This is a genomic window from Betaproteobacteria bacterium, assembly GCA_016720925.1.
In the GTDB taxonomy this organism is placed as follows: Bacteria; Pseudomonadota; Gammaproteobacteria; order Burkholderiales; family Usitatibacteraceae; genus UKL13-2.
On the sequence record JADKJR010000026.1, the window covers coordinates 1 to 19,742 of the forward strand.

Here is a 19,742-nt window from a genome sequence, read left to right on the forward strand (position 1 = left end):
TCAGCGGTTTGCTCGGTGGGGCAGCGTTGATGGCCATCGTCCCGCCGGGCATCCGCTCAGCGGCATGGGCAGCTGGTTCCGACGCACCGGAAAAGAAGGAAGTGAAGATCGGCTTCATTCCGCTGACCGATTGCGCGTCGGTGGTCATCGCCTCTGTCATGAAGTTCGACGAAAAGTACGGCATCAAGATCACGCCCTCGAAGGAGGCATCGTGGGCAAGTGTGCGCGACAAGCTGGTCAATGGTGAACTCGATGCGGCGCATGTTTTGTACGGTCTTATCTACGGCGTCCACACAGGCATTGGTGGGCCGAAAAAGACATGGCAATTCTGATGAATCTCAACCATAACGGCCAGGCCATCACGCTAGCCAACAAATTCTCCGAAAAAGGTGTGAAGGACGGGCCGGGCCTGAAGGCGTTTATTGACAAGAACAAAGCTGAATACACTTTTGCCCAGACCTTCCCGACCGGCACCCACGCAATGTGGCTTTACTACTGGCTGGCCACGTACGGAATCGATCCGTTCAAGGATGTGAAGAACATCGTGGTGCCGCCACCGCAAATGGTCGCCAACATGCGTGTGGGTAACATGGACGGCTTCTGCGTCGGTGAGCCGTGGAACAACCGCGCCATCTACGACAAGATCGGCTTCACGGCGGAGACGACGCAGGGCATCTGGAAAGACCATCCGGAAAAGACCCTCGGCACCACCGCCGAGTGGGTGAAACAGAATCCCAATACCGCGCGTGCGATGACGGCCGCCATTCTCGACGCGTCCAAATTCATCGACGTGATGGCCAACCGCAAGAAAGTGGCTGAGATCATCGCTGACAAGGCCTACGTCAATTGCCCGGTCGACGTCATCGACCAGCGCCTGGCAGGTGACTACGACAACGGCATCGGCAAGAAATGGAAAGACGCCGATTACATGAAGTTCTACAACGAGGGCACGGTGAACTATCCCTATCTGTCTGACGGCATGTGGTTCCTCCGCAGCACAAGCGTTGGGGGCTGCTGAAGGAAGACCCGGACTATCTCGCGGTGGCCAAGCAGGTCAACCAGATCGCGATTTATAAAGGACGCGGCAGCATGGCCAAGGTGCCGGTACCCAAGTCGGATCTGCGCACGTCGAAACTGATCGACGGTACGGTTTGGGATGGCAAGGATCCAAAGAAATATGCCGCCTCTTTCAAGATCAAAGCGTAATAAACGGCATGGAGTCACTATGAGCTGTTCAGCCAATGAAATCATTGTCGATACGATTCACCGCCGAATCCAGCTTGCCACGGCAAGCCGCCGAAACTCGCTGTTGCGGTCAAACCGGCGGGCAGCATGAAGCCTATCATCATGAAATGGACCATGATTTTCCTGCCGCCGCTCCTGGGTCTGCTGATGTTCGTCGGCATCTGGGCGATCGTCGCCAGTTCAAGCCCGAACCTCCCGGCCCGGGAAAGACCTGGGTATCGGCCGTGCAATTGTTCAGCGATCCTTTCTACCAAAAAGGACCCAATGATCAGGGCATCGGCTGGAACATTTTGGCCTCGCTGAAGCGCGTCGGTATCGGCTTCGGCATGGCGGCAGTGATCGGCATCCCGGTCGGCTTTTTGATCGGGCGCGTGGCCTTTCTCAACGGCATGCTCTCGCCCATCATCAGCCTGCTGCGGCCGGTGTCTCCGCTGGCTTGGCTGCCCATTGGCCTGCTGGTATTCAAAGCGGCGAATCCAGCCGCCATCTGGGTGATTTTCATCTCCGCCATCTGGCCGCTCATCATCAATACGGCAGTCGGCGTCTCTCGTGTGCCGCAGGATTACCTGAATGTAGCCAAGGTACTGGATCTCTCGCCGTGGAAAGTACGTTCAAGATTTTGCTGCCAAGCAACGCTGCCCTACATCCTCACCGGTATTCGCCTCTCCATCGGCGTGGCGTGGCTGGTGATTGTCGCGGCGGAAATGCTCACCGGCGGCGTCGGCATCGGCTTCTGGGTCTGGGACGAATGGAACAACCTGAACGTCGAGCACATCATCATCGCCATCTTTGTCGTCGGCATCGTCGGCCTGCTGCTCGAACAAATGCTGGTGTTCATCGCGAAAAAATTCAGCTACGAATATGTCAGTTAAGCCCGGGCTAACAGGAGCATCATGCAAAAATTTCTCTCCATCGAAAACGTCGGCATGGAATTCGACACCAAACGCGGACGCTTCGAGGCCTTGCGCGACGTCAATCTGCTCATCAAGCAAGGCGAATTCGTCACGCTGATCGGTCATTCCGGCTGCGGAAAATCGACCTTGCTCAACATGATCGCCGGCCTGCTCTATCCGACCAATGGCGTGATGCTGTTGTCCAACCGCGAAGTGAAAGGCGCAGGAACCGATCGCGCTGTGGTGTTCCAGAATCACTCATTGCTGCCGTGGCTGACCTGTTTCGACAATGTCCATCTTTCCGTTGAACCGCGCTGAAACTGGTGGGCCTGTCATCCGCCGAGCAGAAGCATCCCGGTGAAATTTCCGGCGGCATGAAGCAGCGCGTCGGCATCGCGCGCGCCATCGCCATGCAACCTAAGGTGCTGTTGCTCGATGAGCCGTTCGGTGCGCTTGATGCCCTCACCCGCGCCAAACTGCAGGACGAACTGATGGGCATCGTCGCTGAACTCAAGAGCACCGTGGTCATGGTGACACACGATGTAGATGAAGCGGTACTGCTGTCAGACCGCATCGTGATGATGACCAACGGACCCGCGGCAACGATCGGCGACTGTTGCCGGTGCCGCTGGCCCAAGCCGCGCGACCGTCTGAAGTTGCTGGCCGATCCGGCGTACCTGGATTGCCGCCGACAGGTGCTGGAGTTTTCTGTATCAGAAGCAATTGCGGGCGGCGGCGTAACCAGACCATGAACATAATGGCAAAAATGAAGCTGGTCGTCGTCGGCAACGGCATGGCCGGTATCCGTACCGTCGAAGAACTACTAAAGCTCACCCCCGACCTCTACGACATCACCGTCTTCGGCGCCGAGCCGCATCCCAATTACAACCGCATCCTGCTCTCGCCGGTGCTGGCCGGCGAGATGACCCTGCCCGACATCGTCCTCAACGACCTCGACTGGTACAAGAAAATAACATCCGCCTGCACACCAGCAAGAAAGTCGTCAAGATCGACCGCAAGGCGCGCGAAGTGATCGCCGACGACGGCACCCGCGAGCATTACGATCGCCTGCTGCTCGCCACCGGGTCCAATCCCTTCATCCTGCCGTTGCCCGGCAAGGATCTGGATGGTGTGCTGACCTATCGCGATATTCACGACACGGAAAGAATGATTGCTGCTGCCAGCCAGTATCGGGATGCAGTCGTCATTGGAGGAGGGCTGCTCGGACTTGAGGCCGCGAATGGCCTCAAGCTGCGCGGCATGAACGTGACGGTCGTACATGTGATGCCGTGGCTGATGGAGCGCCAGCTCGATCGCACCGCGGCCGGCATGCTGCAAAAGACCCTGGAAGCCAAAGGCCTGCAATTCCGGCTCGAAGCCAATACCGAAGCGTTGATCGGCGATGCCGACGATGGCAAAGGCGGCCGCGTGAAATCGGTCAAGCTCAAAACGGGCGAAGAAATTCCCGCGCAGCTGGTCGTGATGGCGGTGGGCATTCGCCCCAATACGGCGCTCGCTGAATCGGCGGGCTGCACTGTGAATCGCGGTATTGTCGTGAACGACACCATGCAGACTTTCGACCCACGCGTTTACGCCGTGGGTGAGTGCGTTAACCACCGCGGCATTGCCTATGGCCTGGTGGCGCCGCTATTTGAAATGGCCAAGGTTTGCGCCAATCATCTCGCGCTATATGGCATCGGCCGCTATGCCGGCTCGCTTACCTCAACTAAGCTGAAGGTAACCGGCGTCGATCTGTTTTCTGCCGGCGATTTTACCGGCGGCGAAGGCACCGAAGACATCGTGCTCGCCGACCCCGGTGCTGGCGTATACAAAGCCTCGTCATCAAGAACGACAAACTGATCGGCGCGGTGATGGTCGGCGATACGATTGACGGCACCTGGTTTTCAAGCTGCTGCGCGATGGCACCAATTTCGCCGCGATGCGCGACCGCCTGATGTTTGGCGAATCAATCTCGGCGACGCCGGGCATCAGGGCCAGAACAAGGCAGCGAGCATGACCGATACCGCCGAAGTCTGCGGCTGCAATGGCGTGTGCAAAGGCACCATCGTCAAGGCGATCAAGGAGAAGGGCTTGTTCACGCTCGATGAAGTACGCAAGCACACCAAGGCATCGAGTTCCTGCGGCTCCTGTACAGGCCTGGTCGAACAGATCCTGATGTTCACCGCCGGTGGCGACTATTCGGTTGCGCCAAAGAAAAAGGCGATGTGCGGTTGCACCGATCGCACCCATCAGGAAGTGCGTGATGCCATCCGCACGCAACACCTGCTGTCGATTCCGGATGTCTACCGATTCATGGAATGGCGTACGCCGAATGGCTGCGCAAGCTGCCGGCCCGCGATCAATTTCTATCTGCTTTCCACCTGGCCGCGCGAAGTGAAGGACGATCCGCAATCGCGCTTCATCAACGAGCGTTCGCACGCCAATATCCAGAAGGACGGCACCTATTCGGTGATTCCGCGCATGTGGGGTGGCGCGACCAACAGCGGCGAGCTGCGCCGTATTGCGGATGTGGTCGACAAATACAAGGTGCCAAGTGTCAAGGTGACCGGCGGCCAGCGCCTCGATTTGCTGGGCGTGAAGAAAGAAGATCTTCCTGCCATCTGGAAAGACCTCGACATGCCTTCCGGCCACGCCTACGCCAAGGCGCTGCGCACGGTCAAAACCTGCGTGGGCTCGGAGTGGTGCCGCTTCGGTACGCAGGATTCAACACGTATGGGGCAAGAACTCGAACGCGCACTTTGGCGCATGCAGGCACCGCACAAAGTGAAGCTCGCGGTGTCGGGCTGCCCGCGCAATTGCGCCGAATCCGGCATCAAGGATGTCGGCGTGATCGGCGTCGATTCCGGCTGGGAAATTTATGTCGCCGGCAACGGCGGCATCAAGACCGAGGTCGCGCAGTTTTTTTGCAAGGTCAAAACACACGAGGAAGTGCTCGAATATTCCGGCGCGTTCTTGCAGTTGTACCGCGATGAAGGCTGGTATCTGGAGCGCACGGTGCACTACGTCAATCGCGTCGGGCTCGACTACTGCAAAAAGAAGTGTCGATGATGCCGCGAATCGGAAAGCATTGTGGGAGCGTCTGCAGTTCGCGCTCGATGGTGAGCCTGATCCGTGGCATGAACCGGAGAAAGCGCGCGTCGATCTGAAGCAGTTCATTCCGATTGCGGTGGTCGCATGAGCTACATCGGCATCTGCAAACTGGACGATATTCCCAAAGTGCCCTGTGCTTGGCTCGCGCTGGATTTAATCGCGATGACGGCAAGGTGATCGCCATCTTTCTTCAATCAGCCGAGGACAAGGTGTTCGCTATTTTCCGCAGCGCTAGGACAAATGTCCGCACAAAGGCGGGCCATTGTCGCAAGGGATTGTATTCGGTGAATCGGTCGCCTGCCCGCTGCATAACTGGTGCATCAGTTTGAACGATGGTTGCGCGACGCTGCCGGATGTGGGGCAGGTGGAGAAGTTTGCGACGCGGTTGCGATGGCGTTGCGTGAACTCGATCCCGTGGTCGGGGGCGATGGTGGCGATGACTTGTGCGGCGGCGTAAACCGCATTCATGGCCATCACCCAAACCAAATCCACCTGCTGCTATTGCGGCACCGGCTGCGGCGTCATCATCGACAGCGACGGTGAAAAAATCACTGACGTTCGCGGCGACCCGGATCACCCCGCCAACTTCGGCAAGCTCTGCACCAAAGGGGCTCCACGCTGGCCCTGACGATGTCGCCGGTCGCGCTCGAGGCCGCGCGCGTTATCCGGAAGTGCGCAAAACAAAACAGCCGCGCACGTGCTGATTGGGACTCAACGCTCGATCACTGGCCGAGCGTTTCGCCAGCACCATTCGCGAACACGGCCCGGACAGCGTCGGATTCTACGTTTCCGGTCAGCTGCTGACCGAGGACTATTACGTTTTCAACAAACTCGCCAAGGGGTTAATTGGCACCAACAACATCGACACCAATTCGCGCCTGTGCATGTCCTCGGCCGTAACCGGCTACCAGAAAACGCTCGGTGTGGATGCGCCGCCGTGCAGCTATGAAGACATCAATCACGCCGAGTGCCTGTTCATCGCCGGCTCGAACGCGGCCTTTGCGCATCCGATCCTGTTCCGGCGCATCGAGGGGCGCGCGAAAAAATCCCGCGCTGAAGATCATTGTTGTGGACCCCCGCCGTACCGAGACCGCCGCCTATGCCGATCTGCATCTGGCGATTTTGCCCGGCACGGACGTGGCGCTGTTCCACGCCATGCTGCACGTGATGTTGTGGGAAGAGTGGATCGATCGCGATTACATCGCCGCGCATACCGAGGGCTTCGATGCGTTGCGCACCACTGTTCGCGAGATGAGCCCGGCCATCGCCGCCGAAATCTGTGGAATCAAGTCCGATGACATCGTCACCGCGGCGCGCTGGTTTGCACAATCGAAGACAACACTGTCGCTTTATTGCCAAGGACTCAATCAATCGACCAGCGGCACCGGCAAAGAATGCTTCGCTGATCAATCTGCATCTCGCCACCGGCCAGATCGGCAAGCCGGGCGCCGGACCGTTCAGCCTGACCGGGCAACCGAACGCCATGGGCGGACGCGAAGTGGGTGGACTGGCAACGACGCTGGCGGCGCATCGCGATATCGCCAATCCCGCGCACCGCGAAGAAATGACGCGGCTGTGGGGCGTCGATCGGATTTCCGATCGGCGGGGGCACACTGCGGTGGAAATGTTTGATGCCGCGAGGAAGGGCGAGATCAAACTGCTGTGGATCGCCTGCACCAATCCCGCGCAATCGATGCCCGATCTTACGCAGGTACAAGAGGCATTGCAGAACGCCGAACTTGTCGTGTTGCAGGAGGCTTATCGCAATACCGAAACCGGCGCATATGCCGACGTGCTGCTGCCCGCGACCAGTTGGGGCGAAAAGGACGGCACGGTCACCAATTCCGAGCGGCGCATTTCGCGGGTTCGTGCGGCAGCGCGGCCGCTGGAAGCGCGCCACGACTGGGAAATTGTTTGCCAATTTGCGCCGCGGCTGGAAAACGCCTGCGACCCGGCAAGCCGACCCTGTTTCCATTTGATTCACCCGAAGCGGTGTGGAACGAGCATCGTGAAGTGACCCGTGGCCGCGATCTCGATATCACCGGCATGAGTTACGCCATGCTTGATGCGCGAGGCCCACGCAACAATGGCCGCTGCCGACCGGTGCCTCCACCGGGACGGTCCGGTTGTACGCGGATGGCGTGTTTCCCACCGCCACCGGCCGCGCACAGTTCTTCGTCGAGCGCTACCAGGCGTGCGCCGAAAAAACCGATACGCGCTATCCGCTCGCCCTCACCACCGGGCGGCTGCGCGATCATTGGCACGGCATGAGCCGCACCGGCAACGTCGCGCGTTTGTTCGGCCACGCGCCGGAGCCAAGACTGGCGGTCAATCCGAACGACCTTTCGCGGCGCGGGCTGAAGGACGGCGAACTGGTGAAAATCGAATCGCGGCGCGGTGCCATCTACTGCCTGACCGAAGCTTCGGACGCGGTGCGTTCCGGCCAGGTCTCTTTGCCGATGCACTGGGGCAAACGTTTTCTCGGCGGACAGCACAGCGCCGGCGTCAACACGCTGACCATGCCGGCCTTCGATCCGCATTCGCGCCAACCCGAATTCAAACACGCGGCGGTAAAGGTCACGGCAGCAGAGTTGTCCTGGCACCTGACGGCGTTTGTGGCGCGTGATGGCGACGAGACCGCGTTGCTCGATGCGCTGCAGCCACTGCAGGGCGACGTCGCCTTTTTCAGCAGCGTGTTGATCGGCCGCGATCGTCCCGGTGTGCTGGTGCGCGCGGCGCATCATGGTGCGCCATCGGCCGCGTGGCTTGAATCGCTCGACCGTCTGCTCGGCCTCGATCGCGACATGGCGCTGCGCTACGAAGACACGCGCCGGGCCAGTTCGCGGCGCATGCTCATTGACGCCGACGTCCTGCGCGCGGTCCGGCTGTGCGGGAGCCGGGCGCCATCGAAAGCGGCGAATGGTTGCGCGAATGGCTGGTCGCCGAAAAGCCGGTGGCCGAGATTCGTCAGCTGTTGCTGTCGCCCGCCACCAATGCGCCGAGCGGATTTGTGTTGTCGGGCCAGGTCGTGTGCCAGTGCTTCAATGTCACCGAAGACACCATCACCTCGGCGCTGGGCGATATCGCCCGGCGAAGCCGAAAGCGCGCCACGCCGCACTGCAGGCGCAGCTCAATTGCGGGACTAACTGCGGGTCGTGCATGCCGGATTTGCGGCAACTGGTCGCACAGTTTCCGCCATGATCGCCGTGAAAAGCGTGAACCAGGCGGCACGATCGTCGTACGAAGGTGGACACGCTGTGATTTGCTCACCCTACAGCAAATTAACAAAGTCAAGCACTGGTGCGGCGTTTAGAGCACAAATGCCTGTAAAAGCCGCGCCAGTGCTGAAGAATGTCAGGGGTTTTGATCCGCATGCGGATCACCCGCGAGACAGCTGTCGGTTTATGGGACAGCGCGACCTGCAAAGTTAGGCAGCGCACGCCCGATCAGCGCATCAAACGTCGCCGATGGATGCAACGTCCCAAAAATTGCGAGACAGATGTTCGCCCAGCCGCGCCGCGCAGAATTCTTCGCCGACATTTGATTCGGCCATCACCAACAATTGCACCGCCTGCAATCCCACCGCCATCACTTCCACCAGCGCGCGTGACCGCAGTTCGATGTTGTCTTTGATGTCGAGATCCACGGCCAGGCGCGCCACGTGCTGATCAAGCAGGCGGTTCGCGCCCTTCACCAATGCAAATTCGGCGAACAGCGCGTCGCGCGTTTCGGTTCGCGATTGAGGGCGCGCACGCATCGAGGCATTGAATATTGCCGCTACCTTCCCAAAATGGAATTGGTAGCGCCCTGGCGCAACAGCCGCGCCAAGATGGATTCCTCGACATACCCCGCGCCGCCGAGGCATTCCTGCGCTTCATTGACAAAGGGCGTGCAGCGTTTGCATACCCAGTATTTGCCGATGGCCGTGGCGATGCGCGCGAACGCGGCCTCACGTGCATCCCGCCCCGACGCGTCAACCGCGCGCGCGACTCGCATGGTCAGTGCCAGCGCGGCCTCCGACTCCAGCGCCAGATCGGCCAACACGTTCTTCATCAGCGGCTGGTCGATCAGCAATTTACCGAACGCCGCGCGATAGTGCGCGTGGTGGATCGCCTGCACCAGCGCCTGGCGCATGACCGCCGCCGAGCCGATCATGCAATCCTGCCGCGTCAATGCCACCATTTCCAGAATGGTGGCGACGCCCGGCCTTCCTCGCCGACCAGCCAGCCAGTGGCGCCGTGAAATTCAACTTCCGAGCTCGCATTGCTCCAGTCGCCCAGCTTATTCTTCAACCGCTGGACGCGAATGCCGTTGCGCTTGCCATTGCCATCGTTACCGCCATCCGGCGCAAAGCGCGGCAACAGGAAACACGACAGCCCGCGCTCGGCCTGCGCGAGCACGAGGAAGGCATCGCACATCGGGGCCGACAGGAAGAATTTATGCCCGACCAGTTCGTAAAGCGCGTTTGTCCCACCAGCCGAAAGGGGAAAGGCACGCGTGGTATTCAAACGCACGTCCGAGCCGCCCTGTTTCTCGGTCATGCCCATGCCGATGACGTTGCCGCGCTTTTTCGGGGCGGAATCGAGCGGTTGTCGTAATCGATGGCGTTGATGCGCGGCAACCATTCCTGGCGAGTGCGGGTGCGTGGGCAAATACCGGCACCGAAGCATAGGTCATCGTCAGCGGGCAGCAGGTGCCCTGCTCGGCCTGGCCGTGCAATACATCAAGCCCGCGCGGCGACGTGGGCGCCGGCGGTGTCTGCGTGACGCCACGCGAAATTGGGCACGCCGTGGGCAATCCCCAGCTCCATCAGGCGGTGATACGCCGGGTGAAATTCGACTTCATCGAGGCGGTTTCCGTAACGATCGAACGGCTTGAAAACCGGCTTGTTCTCATTCGCGGCAAAGCTAAGTTCCATCAATTCGCCACCGGCAATCGGGCCGTAGGCCCTGGACCGCCGGCAATGCCCACGCGGCGCCTTCGCGCACCAGCGCCTGCTGCAGCGGTACATCGGTCGCGTACGCATCGTACGGCGTCAGCGGCGGCGCCTGGTTGGTGACCTCGTGGGTGATGAAGCGATCGCGAGAAGACATTCTGGTTTCCCTGTTTCCCATCGTCAGCATCTCTCGTGTGAAATCAATTGTCCGGATAGTTTAACGCCCGCGCCCGCCGTTTTCGTGGCGGCGCGCGGACCCGCCGGTAAAATGAGTCGGCATGACCACGACAAGGCCAACAGGATCGCTCGCAAATTACAGGAAAATACTGCCGGGAAATCCAGAATCGCGTTTATCGGCCTCGGCAACATGGGTGGCGCCATGGCACGTCATCTCATTCATGCCGGGTATCCGCTCTCGGTTTATGCGCGCCGCGCGGAAACCATGCAGCCGTTCGTTGCTCTCGGCGCACAAGCCTGCACGTCACCAGCCGACGCCGCGCGCGAAGCCGATTTCATTTGCACCAATGTAACGGCCACCGCCGATGTCGGGCAGGTGCTGCTCGGCGAACAGGGGTCATCCACGGCGCGATGGTTGGCGCCATCGTCTGCGATTTTTCCACCATCGATGTCCGCGAGACGCGCCGATTCGCTCGCGAGCTCGAGAGCAAGGGCATCGAATACCTCGATTGCCCCGTGTCCGGTGGTACACAGCGGCCGATGCGGCACCGACACTGACCATCATGGTCGGTAGGCGTGCGGACGTCTGGCGCAGGCGGAAACCGCTGCTGGAAAAACTCGGCACGAATATTTTTCACATGGGTGACGTGGGTTGCGGCCAGGTGACCAAGGCTTGTAACCAAACCGTGCAGGTCATCAACATTCAGAGCATCGCCGAAGCCATGCTGTCCGCAAGGAGAACGGTGTGGATTGCAACAAAGTCGTCGAGAGGCGTTGATGTCCGGATTCGCCGGCTCGAAGATGCTGGGATTGATGGGGCCGAAGATGGCCAATCGCGATTTCGCGGCGGGGATTGAGGCGCGCTTGCATCACCAAGGATTTCGGCCTGATCACCGACATGGCCGATCAGCAGGACCTGCCGATGCCGGCCACCCATCTGGTGTATGAGCAGTTGAACAAACTGATGCAACACGGGTTGGGGGACGATGGATACCTGCAACCTGTTGCGTGTGCTTGAGGAGGAAGAATGAATCTCTACCGGCTCCTGCAGCAGCGTGTCGCCGCCGGCAATCCGGTGCGCGTCGGTTTGATCGGCGCCGGCAAGTTCGGGTCGATGTATCTCTCCAGATTCCGCGCACACCGGGCATTCATTTGCTCGGCATCGCCGATCTCAATCCGGTGCGCGCGGCGGAGTCATTGCGGCGCGTGGGTTGGAAGGAAGAACAATTCGCCGCGCAGAATTTCAAGCAGGCGTTTGCCAGCGGCATCGCACGCACATCACTGACGATGCCCTGGCGCTGATCCGCAACCGGCATATCGAAGTCATCATCGACGCCACCGGCAGTCCATCCGCGGGCATCGCGCATGTGCTGGCCTGTTGCGAGCACAAAAAGCACGTTGTAATGGTGAACGTCGAGGCCGACGCACTGGCCGGACCATTACTGGCAAGGCGGGCGGCGGAGGCGGGCATTGTCTATTCGCTCGCCTATGGTGACCAGCCGGCGCTGATTTGCGAAATGGTCGATTGGGCGCGCGCCGCCGGATTCGAAGTCGTCGCCGCCGGCAAGGGCACCAAGTATTTGCCGGCGTACCATGCCTCGACGCCCGACACCGTCTGGGGCCATTACGGCTTCTCGGCGGAAACGGTGGCGGGCGGTGATTTCAACGCGCAGATGTTCAATTCATTCCTCGACGGCACCAAGAGCGCCATTGAAATGGCGGCTGTCGCGAATGCGACCGGACTGACGCCATCGCCGCGTGGCCTGGAATTTCCGCCGTGTGGTGTCGATGATCTGGCGCGGCGTGTTGCGACCAAAGCCGATGGCGGGCATTTGCATCATCGCGGGCAAGTGGAAGTCATTACGTCGGTCGAGCGCGATGGTCGGCCGGTGTTCCGCGATCTGCGCTGGGGCGTGTATGTGACCTTTGCCGCCGATACCGATTATGTTCGCCGATGCTTCAAGAATACGGGCTCGTCACCGACGACACCGGCAACTATTCGTCGATGTAAAACCGTTCCACCTGATCGGGCTGGAGCTGGGCATCAGTGTCGCCAGTGCGGCGGTACGCGGCGAGGCGACCGGTGCGCCGGATGGATGGCGCGGCGATTGCGTGGCAACCGCCAAACGAGATCTTAAGGCGGGCGAGATGCTCGACGGCGAGGGCGTTATACGGTCTATGGAAACTGATGCCAGCGGTTATCCAATCGGATCGGCGGGGTTGCCATCGGGCTTGCGCACAAAGTTAAAACTTTTGCGAGGCGTTGCTGCGGGCAAGCCGGTGACATGGGAAGACGTGGCCGTTGATTTGAAGAACGCGCGGTACGGTTTCGGCGCGAAATGGAGAAGACCTTCGCGCCGTGACCCGCAATTTGAATTAGAACGAGATGAAAAAAGACACCAAACTCACGCAACTCAGCCGCAAACCGGTCAACGATCCGCCCACCGTCAACATCCCGCTGCATCGCGCGCGTCCACCGTGCTGTTCGATCGATGGCGCAGCAGCACGAAATCCAGCGCGCTGGGAGGCGGATGAAGAAGTGCCGACCTACGGCTTGGTCACCATGCCGCAGGCACTCGCGCTTAGAGAACGCGGTGGCGGAACTGGAAGGCGGCTATCGCGCCATGACCTATTCGAGCGGGCTTGCGGCCGTTGGCGGCGCATTGCTGGCGTGCGTGAAACCGGCGATCACGTATTGATGCCGGACAGCAGCTACTATCCAGGCCGGCGTTTCGCGGAAAAATTCCTGACGCTTTCGGTGTCGCGCCGCATTTTACGATCCGTTGATCGGTGCTGCGGCATTCGTACGCTGCTAAAGCCAAATACCACAGTGGTTTATGCCGAGAGCCCGGGTTCGCATACTTTCGAAGTGCAGGATATTCCCGCCATCGCCAGGTTGCATGAGCACGGCGCCAGGGTCATCATGGATAACGCCTGGGCGACTGGATATTTCTTCGATGCGTTTGAGCACGGTGTCGATCTGGTGGTGCAGCCTGCACCAAATACTACGCGGCGCATTCTGACGTGCTGATCGGGCTCGTCATTGCCAATGAAGCTTGCTGGCCGCTGTTGAAGGAAACCACGCTGCACCTTGGGCAGCGTGCCTCGCTGGACGATTGTTTCCTGACGCTGCGCGGCATGCGTACACTGGGCGTACGGCTCAAGCGGCATCAGGAGAGTGCATTGCACATCGCACGGTGGATGCACGCACGCCCCGAAGTGAAGCGCGTGTTGTATCCCGCGCTGGAAAGCGATCCGGGCCACGCCTTGTGGAAGCGCGATTTCACTGGTGCGGCGGGCCTGTTCACGATTGAATTGAATCCGTGCACGGACACACAACTCGCGGCGATGATGGATCACTATGAATTGTTCGGGCTCGGTTATTCGTGGGGCGGTTTCGAAAAAGCTCGCCGTGACCGCGCGCATCGCGCGTGAAGCGGGCGGCCGTTGCCAGACGGGCGATTGGTGCGTTACAACATCGGGCTGGACGATCCGGATGATTTGATTCGCGATCTTGAGGCGGGGTTTGAGCGGTTGCGGAGTGGATAAATTGAGAGCTGTCGCCCCGGACTGAGTCCGGGGCGACAGATTCATTTGCACTTGCAATCGCGCGAGAAACGAGAAACGAGAAACGGGAGCACAAACCACATGACCCGCGCAGCCGCCATCCAGTCCGCTGAACAATATTTCGACAGCCAGCAGTTTCACGCCGACCTCGCGCGCCGCGTGGCGATTCCGACCGAGAGCCAGAATCCCGATCGCAAGAATGAATTGCAAGTCTATCTGCAGGGCGAACTCACCACCTCGCTGCAAGCGCTCGGTTTCGATTGTCGCGTACGAAAGCCCTGCCAGCAAACGCCTTTCCTGATCGCCACCCGCATGGAAGGCGACAAGCTGCCGACCGTCATGAGTTACGGCCACGGTGACGTGATTCGTGGCCTCGAGCCACAATGGCGCGCCGGCCTGAACCCCTGGCAAATGCAACAGGAGGGCGCGCGAATTTACGGACGCGGCACGGCCGATAACAAGGGCCAGCACACGATCAACCTGGGCGCGCTGAAAAGCGTACTCGACACGCGCGGCAAGCTCGGCTTCAATGTGAAACTGCTGTTTGAAACCGGCGAAGAAATCGGCTCGCCGGGGCTGGACGCGTTCTGCAAGGCGCACAAGAATGAGCTGAAGCCGATATCACCATCGCCTCCGACGGGCCGCGCCTGAAGCCGGATCGCCCGACCATTTTCCTGGGCTCGCGCGGCGTGATGAATTTCGATCTCACCGTCGATTTGCGGCCCGGCGCACATCACTCCGGCAATTGGGGCGGATTGATCGCCGACCCCGGCATCATCCTGAGCCATGCCATCGCCAGTATTACCGACCGCAACGGCGCGATCCGCGTGCCGGAATGGCGGCCAGCCGATATTCCGCGGCCGTCGCGGGCGCTGAAGGATTGTGAACCTTCTGGAGGTGACGATTCCCCGGAGATCGACATCGACTGGGGCGAGCCGGGGTTGTCTCCCGCCGAGCGCGTGTTTGGCTGGTCAAGTTTTCCATACTCGCCATGAAAGTCGGTAATCCGGATTTTCCGGTGAATGCAATTGCCGGAAAAGCGTGGGCACGCGGCCATCTGCGTTTCGTGGTGGGGATCGATCCCTACGATGTCGTGCCGGCGTTGCAGCGCCACCTGATCCGCGAAGGCTTTTCGCAAGTCAGCGTCACGCCCGCACGCGAAGAACCGATGCACGCCACCCGGCTCGACCCGGATTCCAGATGGGTGCGCTGGGCGGTTGCCAGCATCGCACGCACCACCGGAAACAGGCCGCGATCCTGCCCAATCTCGGCGGCTCGCTTCCCAATGAAGTATTCGCCGATACGCTGGGCCTGCCGACGATATGGATTCCGCACTCCTATTCCGCGTGTTCGCAGCATGCACCGAATGAGCACATGCTTGCACCAATTGCGCGCGAAGGTCTGCCATCATGGCCGGGATTTTCTGGGATCTTGGGGAAGCTTTACCGGAATAGAGAGGCGGCGACATGTTGGCCGCGCGGCGCAGGAATTGCTTGTAATGGAAATGGACCTTCTTGAACCTGCGCACATGAATCTCATTATCCGCCCCTCCCGCGACGAAGACGTGCCGGCCTGTTCGGCCATTTACGCCGACAGCGTCGCCGCCGAAACCGCCTCCTGGGAGTACGACGCCCCCAATGTCGACGAGTTCGATCGCCGGCGGGGCGACGTTCTTGCCAAAGGGTTTCCCTACTTCACTGCATTGCTGGACGGAAAGGTGGCCGGGTACAGCTACGCGAGTTCATTCCGGGCGCGCGTGGGTTACCGGTTCGTGGTCGAGGATTCGGTCTACGTGCTCGACGAGCTGAAAGGTCGCGGCATCGGCAGGCGGTTGTTGATGGCGCTGATGGACGAATGCACCAGACGCGGCTTCCGCCAGATGATCGCGGTAATCGGCGACAGCGCCAATCTGGGGTCGATCAAATTGCACCAAGGCTGTGGGTTCCAGACGTGGCTGCTGTTCAAAGGTATCGGCTACAAATTCGGGCGCTGGCTCGATAGTGTGCAGATGCAGCGGGAACTGGGCGAGAGGGCAACGCGCCACCAAGGTGAAACTCAGCACTGGCGCGCATTCCAGGACAAAACGTCCGGAAAGCCGCGTCAGTGCTAGCGTTTATGCGGTCTTGCTGCCGATTCCTTCAGGAGCGTTTGGGCCAAGCACACGAATGGGCGAACATTCGACGATTGGCGTCGCGGACGTTGATCGATTGACAAAGTTGATGCGAATTGCTTGCTCTTATGTGGAAGTTTCTTCCAGCGTCCCGTTAGCCAAAGACGCAACCGAAGACAACGGCACGGGCTTTAATGGTGCGCGAATCCGGTACGCGCCAATCTCAGACGGTGGCTTGCAGAGTTCGCCCGCGAGTATTTGCGTAACACCAATGCCGCAAACGCGACCTTGGCATGGCCCCATGCCGCAGCGGCTGAAGAATTTGGTCTGGTTCGGCCCCTGACAACCCAGGCGCGCCATCTCACGGATGCGGCCGGCGGTGACCTCTTCACAGCGGCACACGATGGTATCGTCGGCAGGCGTGTTGATCAAATCGGGCGGCCGGTACAAAGCATCGAGGAACGGACGAATACGCAGTTGCTTCGCCAGCGCACGCCGTGCCAATGATGCGCGCTGGTCACCGCTCGGCATCAGACAGACGCTGCATGGCGTGAGCCGCACCGATCGCGGCATTGGCGCCGCTGGCTTCGGCGGCCAGCGCGCCGGCAATCGACGTGCCGTCGCCAGCCATGCGAAACCCTGCCAGCGAGGTTTGTCCCCAGGTATCCACGCGCGGACGCCATGCAAGCTGCGGATTGTCCCAGTCGTGCTCCACACGCAACAGGCGGCTCAAGTGCGTATTCGGCACGACACCGTGATGCAGCAACACGATACCCGCATCGATGCGAGTGCCCGGCCACCTGATGTGATCAGCAATCCTCGGCTTGGCTACCTTCGACGCGCGGGATCCGTCGCTTGTGTGAAATGTGGAATGCCCGCACTTCGGAGACGCCACATCATCTGCAGCCCTTTGAGCAAGTAGGCCGGAACAGTGAGTGCGGCAGGCAGATGTCGCAGTGCGGCGATTCGGTTGGCGGAAGGTGAAGTCTCGACGATGCCCGCAATGTCAGCGCCGGCGTCGATGAGCTGACAAGCCACCAGCAGGAGCAAGGACCACCTCCCCGCTTCCACCGGGCCCGACGGAATGGATGCCCGCACTCTTCAGGGCGATCTGCGCCGCACCGCATTCAGCACGCCCGGCGATATCCAGCCGGGAATCGGCGAGGCGCGTTCCAGGGCGCCGGTGGCGGCGATCCAATTGTGGCGCTCGCACCTGGAAAGATCGGCCATCCTGCAAAGCCGTCACCGTCCGGGTCACGCGCCACATCCCACACGAGCGCGCCGTGCCGGACTTCCGCCAGATTGTGCCGCTGCCCAGCGAGTGACAGGCCGTGCGAAGTATTCAGGCCCGAGCAAGGCGGCGACATTCGCATCTGCCGGGAGACGTTTCGGTAGATTTGTCCACCCGCACTCGGCTGCTCATCGAGCAGCGGCGTCTTCAATCCAAGCGACGCGGCGGTGCATGCCGCGGCCATGCCCCGCCGGACCGGCACCGATGACAATGAGGTCGTGCGTCATACGCCGCCCTCCACCCGTCGTGCCACGCAGTCGGCAATCGCACCTGCATCCCCCGCCCGCGCCTCGACCATACACGATTGCACGTTCTGCCCGGCCGTCGACTTCCACCAGGCAGTCGAAGCAAACGCCATCAAACACAGCGGTCCGCGCGGCGCTCTCCGGATACGGGGTTTGGCGAAATGCCACTACGCCCGCCATTCATCAGCGCCATGCGCCAGCGGCGTGTCGCCGTAGCGCGCCTTGATGGCGCGCGAATCGACAAAAGTTCGATTGCGGATCGTTTGGCGGCAGTGTTGATCGGCTTAAACATTGAAACGCTCCGCCGGAAACCACGGATCTCAACCGGCTCCACCACCGCCAATCAGTCTGCAAGCGGTCCCGGCATGCTGCGCGGCCAGTGTGATGCCGCTATGACAAGTAACGACGAAGGCGCCGGGGCACTCGCTCGACGCCTGGTAAATCGGAAAGCCGTCAGGACTCATGACCCGCAGCGCACCCCAAATTACGCACAATGTTACGTTTGCCAGCAAAGGAAAGCGGCGTATCGCGCGGTCGGCGATGCGCGCCAACTGCGCGAGCGTGGTGCAATCGTCAAGCCCACGTCCTCCTACGAGTCGCCGATCTGCACGACGCCTCGCCGGTTTGCCGCACATGCAGCGATGGGTGGCGCAAGAATGGTTGCACGCGCTCGCTGACCAGGATCTGCCCCGATTGGGCTTCACCGGCGCCTGCCAGGACTACCAATGGCGCGAGCGCCCGTTGCCCAGCCACTGCGGCGAGTACAACCTTATCCCCGCCGTGATCGATGCCGCCGGCGCGCATGGAACTGGCCTTGCCGTCGCGCGACGTTCTCGATGTGGACGCCGGCGCACAGCTCACCACCAACGATTCGAAAGCCCTGCACCAACGCCCGCAACAGCCGCAGCGGGTTGATATGACCATCCATCGGACAGAACACAGCTCCAACAACCGAAGGTCCGATGTGCGGCGACAGTGCGCGCACACACCAGCGTGATCGAGAAATTGCACCGAACGGATATTCGCCGCCGATTTCTGCTCTCACGGTGGCGAGATCGGCAAACGCGCGCAACCAACTCGGCGTCGTTTACGCACATCGTCATGCCGCCTATCTGCGATAACTCGACATCGACGCCGGTGCGCTCCGGGCAAGTTCCCGCGCGAAACGGGCCAGCGGCGCGCCGCGGCAGTGCTCCATCGAGCATAAGCCGGATTACCGTGGCCCTTGCACTGCACCGCTACGAGGCCGAAATTTCCGCGCGCGGCTCGAAAGGCGTCGTCCGCCTTCGTCGAGCAGTCGCACACGCTCACCGGCACGCGTGAGTCCGCCGGAGCGTCCGCCTTGCCCACCACACACCGCCGCCGATGACCAGCGTGTCGACTTCGTTTGGGGACCGGTCTACGATTCGCCCGACAGCACGCGATCGAGCCCGTAGAAGCGGTCGAGCACGATCATCAACACCAGTGTCAATACGATCAACACGGTGGAAATGGAAGCGAGCAGCGGATCGATCGTGTGAGCGATGTGGTGATACATCTTTACCGGCAGCGTCTCGGTCGTAGCCGACGCAACGAAGATCGACATCGTCAATTCGTCCAAAGCTGTTGATGAATGCGAGCCAGCCGCCTGCGACGCCTGGCAGGATCAATGGCAATTCGATGCGGCGGAACACCGTCCAGCCCGATGCGCCAGCGATTGCGAGGCCTGCGCGATACTGCGATCAAACCCGGTGGAGCCGCCAACTCCAGCCCCAGCACGTAGGGCAACACGATCACCGTGTGCGCCGCCGTCAGGCCCCACGGTGTGCTCGAACCACCGATCTGCGTGGGAATCGCAGCAACGCGATGCCCAGTACCACATGCGGCACCATCAACGGCGACAGCAGTAGTCCCTGCAACGCATCCCGGCCCGGAAACCGGTGCCAGGCGGTCGCCATGCCGGCCGGCACCGCGAGCAGCGTCGCCAGCGTAGCTGCCGCCGCCCCAAGCCCGAGGCTGCGCCAGAATGCGGTCACGAAATCGGATGCGTCGGCGATCGCGCGGTTACCAGCGCCACGATGCCCTTCGAACGGCATCGCGATGTGGCCTGTCGGTGAGCGACACCAGCGCCACCATCACCAGCGGCGCCAGCATAAACGCCGTAGACATCAGGTGGAACGCGAGCAAG

The 19,742-nt window shown here is 60.9% G+C and carries 6 protein-coding genes and 12 pseudogenes; 13 read left to right on the forward strand and 5 right to left on the reverse strand.

What is annotated here, in order from left to right:
- Nucleotides 1-29 precede the first annotated feature (29 nt).
- The 6 pseudogenes from IPP88_21830 to IPP88_21855 all read left to right on the forward strand — a co-directional run bounded on the left by IPP88_21830 (nt 30) and on the right by IPP88_21855 (nt 8,450).
- Nucleotides 30-1,206, forward strand: a pseudogene (locus IPP88_21830) (ABC transporter substrate-binding protein).
- A 126-nt stretch (nt 1,207-1,332) separates the two neighbouring features.
- Nucleotides 1,333-2,117: pseudogene (ntrB, locus tag IPP88_21835) on the forward strand (nitrate ABC transporter permease).
- Between the two features lie 21 nt (nt 2,118-2,138).
- A pseudogene (locus IPP88_21840) lies at nt 2,139-2,890 on the forward strand (ABC transporter ATP-binding protein).
- A 5-nt stretch (nt 2,891-2,895) separates the two neighbouring features.
- Nucleotides 2,896-5,337: pseudogene (locus IPP88_21845) on the forward strand (NAD(P)/FAD-dependent oxidoreductase).
- Between the two features lie 13 nt (nt 5,338-5,350).
- Nucleotides 5,351-5,706: pseudogene (locus IPP88_21850) on the forward strand (Rieske 2Fe-2S domain-containing protein).
- Between the two features lie 9 nt (nt 5,707-5,715).
- A pseudogene (locus IPP88_21855) lies at nt 5,716-8,450 on the forward strand (molybdopterin-dependent oxidoreductase).
- Between the two features lie 253 nt (nt 8,451-8,703).
- Here the strand turns inward: IPP88_21855 and IPP88_21860 are convergent.
- The gene (locus IPP88_21860) at nt 8,704-8,943 is read right to left on the reverse strand and encodes a hypothetical protein (GenBank protein ID MBL0125221.1); all 240 of its coding nucleotides are present in this window, start codon (nt 8,941-8,943) and stop codon (nt 8,704-8,706) included.
- Nucleotides 8,940-10,342: pseudogene (locus IPP88_21865) on the reverse strand (acyl-CoA dehydrogenase family protein). The gene IPP88_21860 and the pseudogene IPP88_21865 overlap by 4 nt, the downstream one beginning before the upstream one ends.
- A 111-nt stretch (nt 10,343-10,453) precedes the next feature.
- On the opposite strand from IPP88_21865, the pseudogene IPP88_21870 reads away from it, so the two are divergent.
- The 6 genes and pseudogenes from IPP88_21870 (at nt 10,454) to IPP88_21895 (ending at nt 16,039) form a co-directional block, all read left to right on the forward strand.
- Nucleotides 10,454-11,393, forward strand: a pseudogene (locus IPP88_21870) (NAD(P)-dependent oxidoreductase).
- Nucleotides 11,390-12,725 (forward strand): annotated as a pseudogene (locus IPP88_21875) (flagellar biosynthesis protein FlgA). Before IPP88_21870 ends, IPP88_21875 begins: the two co-directional pseudogenes overlap by 4 nt.
- Before the next feature lie 23 nt (nt 12,726-12,748).
- The gene (locus tag IPP88_21880; GenBank protein MBL0125222.1) at nt 12,749-13,393 is read left to right on the forward strand and encodes a PLP-dependent transferase; all 645 of its coding nucleotides are present in this window, start codon (nt 12,749-12,751) and stop codon (nt 13,391-13,393) included.
- Nucleotides 13,387-13,797, forward strand: coding sequence for a PLP-dependent transferase (locus IPP88_21885; GenBank protein MBL0125223.1), 411 nt, complete (start codon nt 13,387-13,389; stop codon nt 13,795-13,797). The genes IPP88_21880 and IPP88_21885 overlap by 7 nt, the downstream gene beginning before the upstream one ends.
- Before the next feature lie 213 nt (nt 13,798-14,010).
- Nucleotides 14,011-15,383: pseudogene (locus tag IPP88_21890) on the forward strand (M20 family metallopeptidase).
- A 74-nt stretch (nt 15,384-15,457) separates the two neighbouring features.
- Nucleotides 15,458-16,039: an N-acetyltransferase gene (locus IPP88_21895; protein MBL0125224.1), complete on the forward strand. Its 582-nt coding sequence runs from the start codon at nt 15,458-15,460 to the stop codon at nt 16,037-16,039.
- A 126-nt stretch (nt 16,040-16,165) separates the two neighbouring features.
- Here IPP88_21895 and IPP88_21900 read toward each other — a convergent pair.
- Nucleotides 16,166-17,557 (reverse strand): annotated as a pseudogene (locus tag IPP88_21900) (FAD-dependent oxidoreductase).
- Between the two features lie 179 nt (nt 17,558-17,736).
- Here IPP88_21900 and IPP88_21905 point away from each other — a divergent pair.
- Entirely contained in the window at nt 17,737-18,252 is a 516-nt protein-coding gene (locus IPP88_21905; protein ID MBL0125225.1) for a hypothetical protein, read from the forward strand.
- A 92-nt stretch (nt 18,253-18,344) separates the two neighbouring features.
- Here the strand turns inward: IPP88_21905 and IPP88_21910 are convergent, their stop codons facing one another.
- Both IPP88_21910 and IPP88_21915 read right to left on the reverse strand, forming a co-directional pair.
- Nucleotides 18,345-18,647 carry a hypothetical protein gene (locus tag IPP88_21910; protein MBL0125226.1) on the reverse strand — a complete coding sequence of 101 codons (303 nt, stop codon included), beginning with the start codon at nt 18,645-18,647 and terminating at the stop codon, nt 18,345-18,347.
- Between the two features lie 327 nt (nt 18,648-18,974).
- Nucleotides 18,975-19,723: pseudogene (locus IPP88_21915) on the reverse strand (ABC transporter permease subunit).
- Between the last annotated feature and the right edge of the window lie 19 nt (nt 19,724-19,742).

Bases quoted from the DNA above. Each gene is read 5' to 3' on its own strand.
- IPP88_21905 (MBL0125225.1), top strand. From the start codon at position 17,737: ATGCCACTACGCCCGCCATTCATCAGCGCCATGCGCCAGCGGCGTGTC.
- IPP88_21895 (MBL0125224.1), top strand. From the start codon at position 15,458: ATGAATCTCATTATCCGCCCCTCCCGCGACGAAGACGTGCCGGCCTGT.
- IPP88_21880 (MBL0125222.1), top strand. From the start codon at position 12,749: ATGAAAAAAGACACCAAACTCACGCAACTCAGCCGCAAACCGGTCAAC.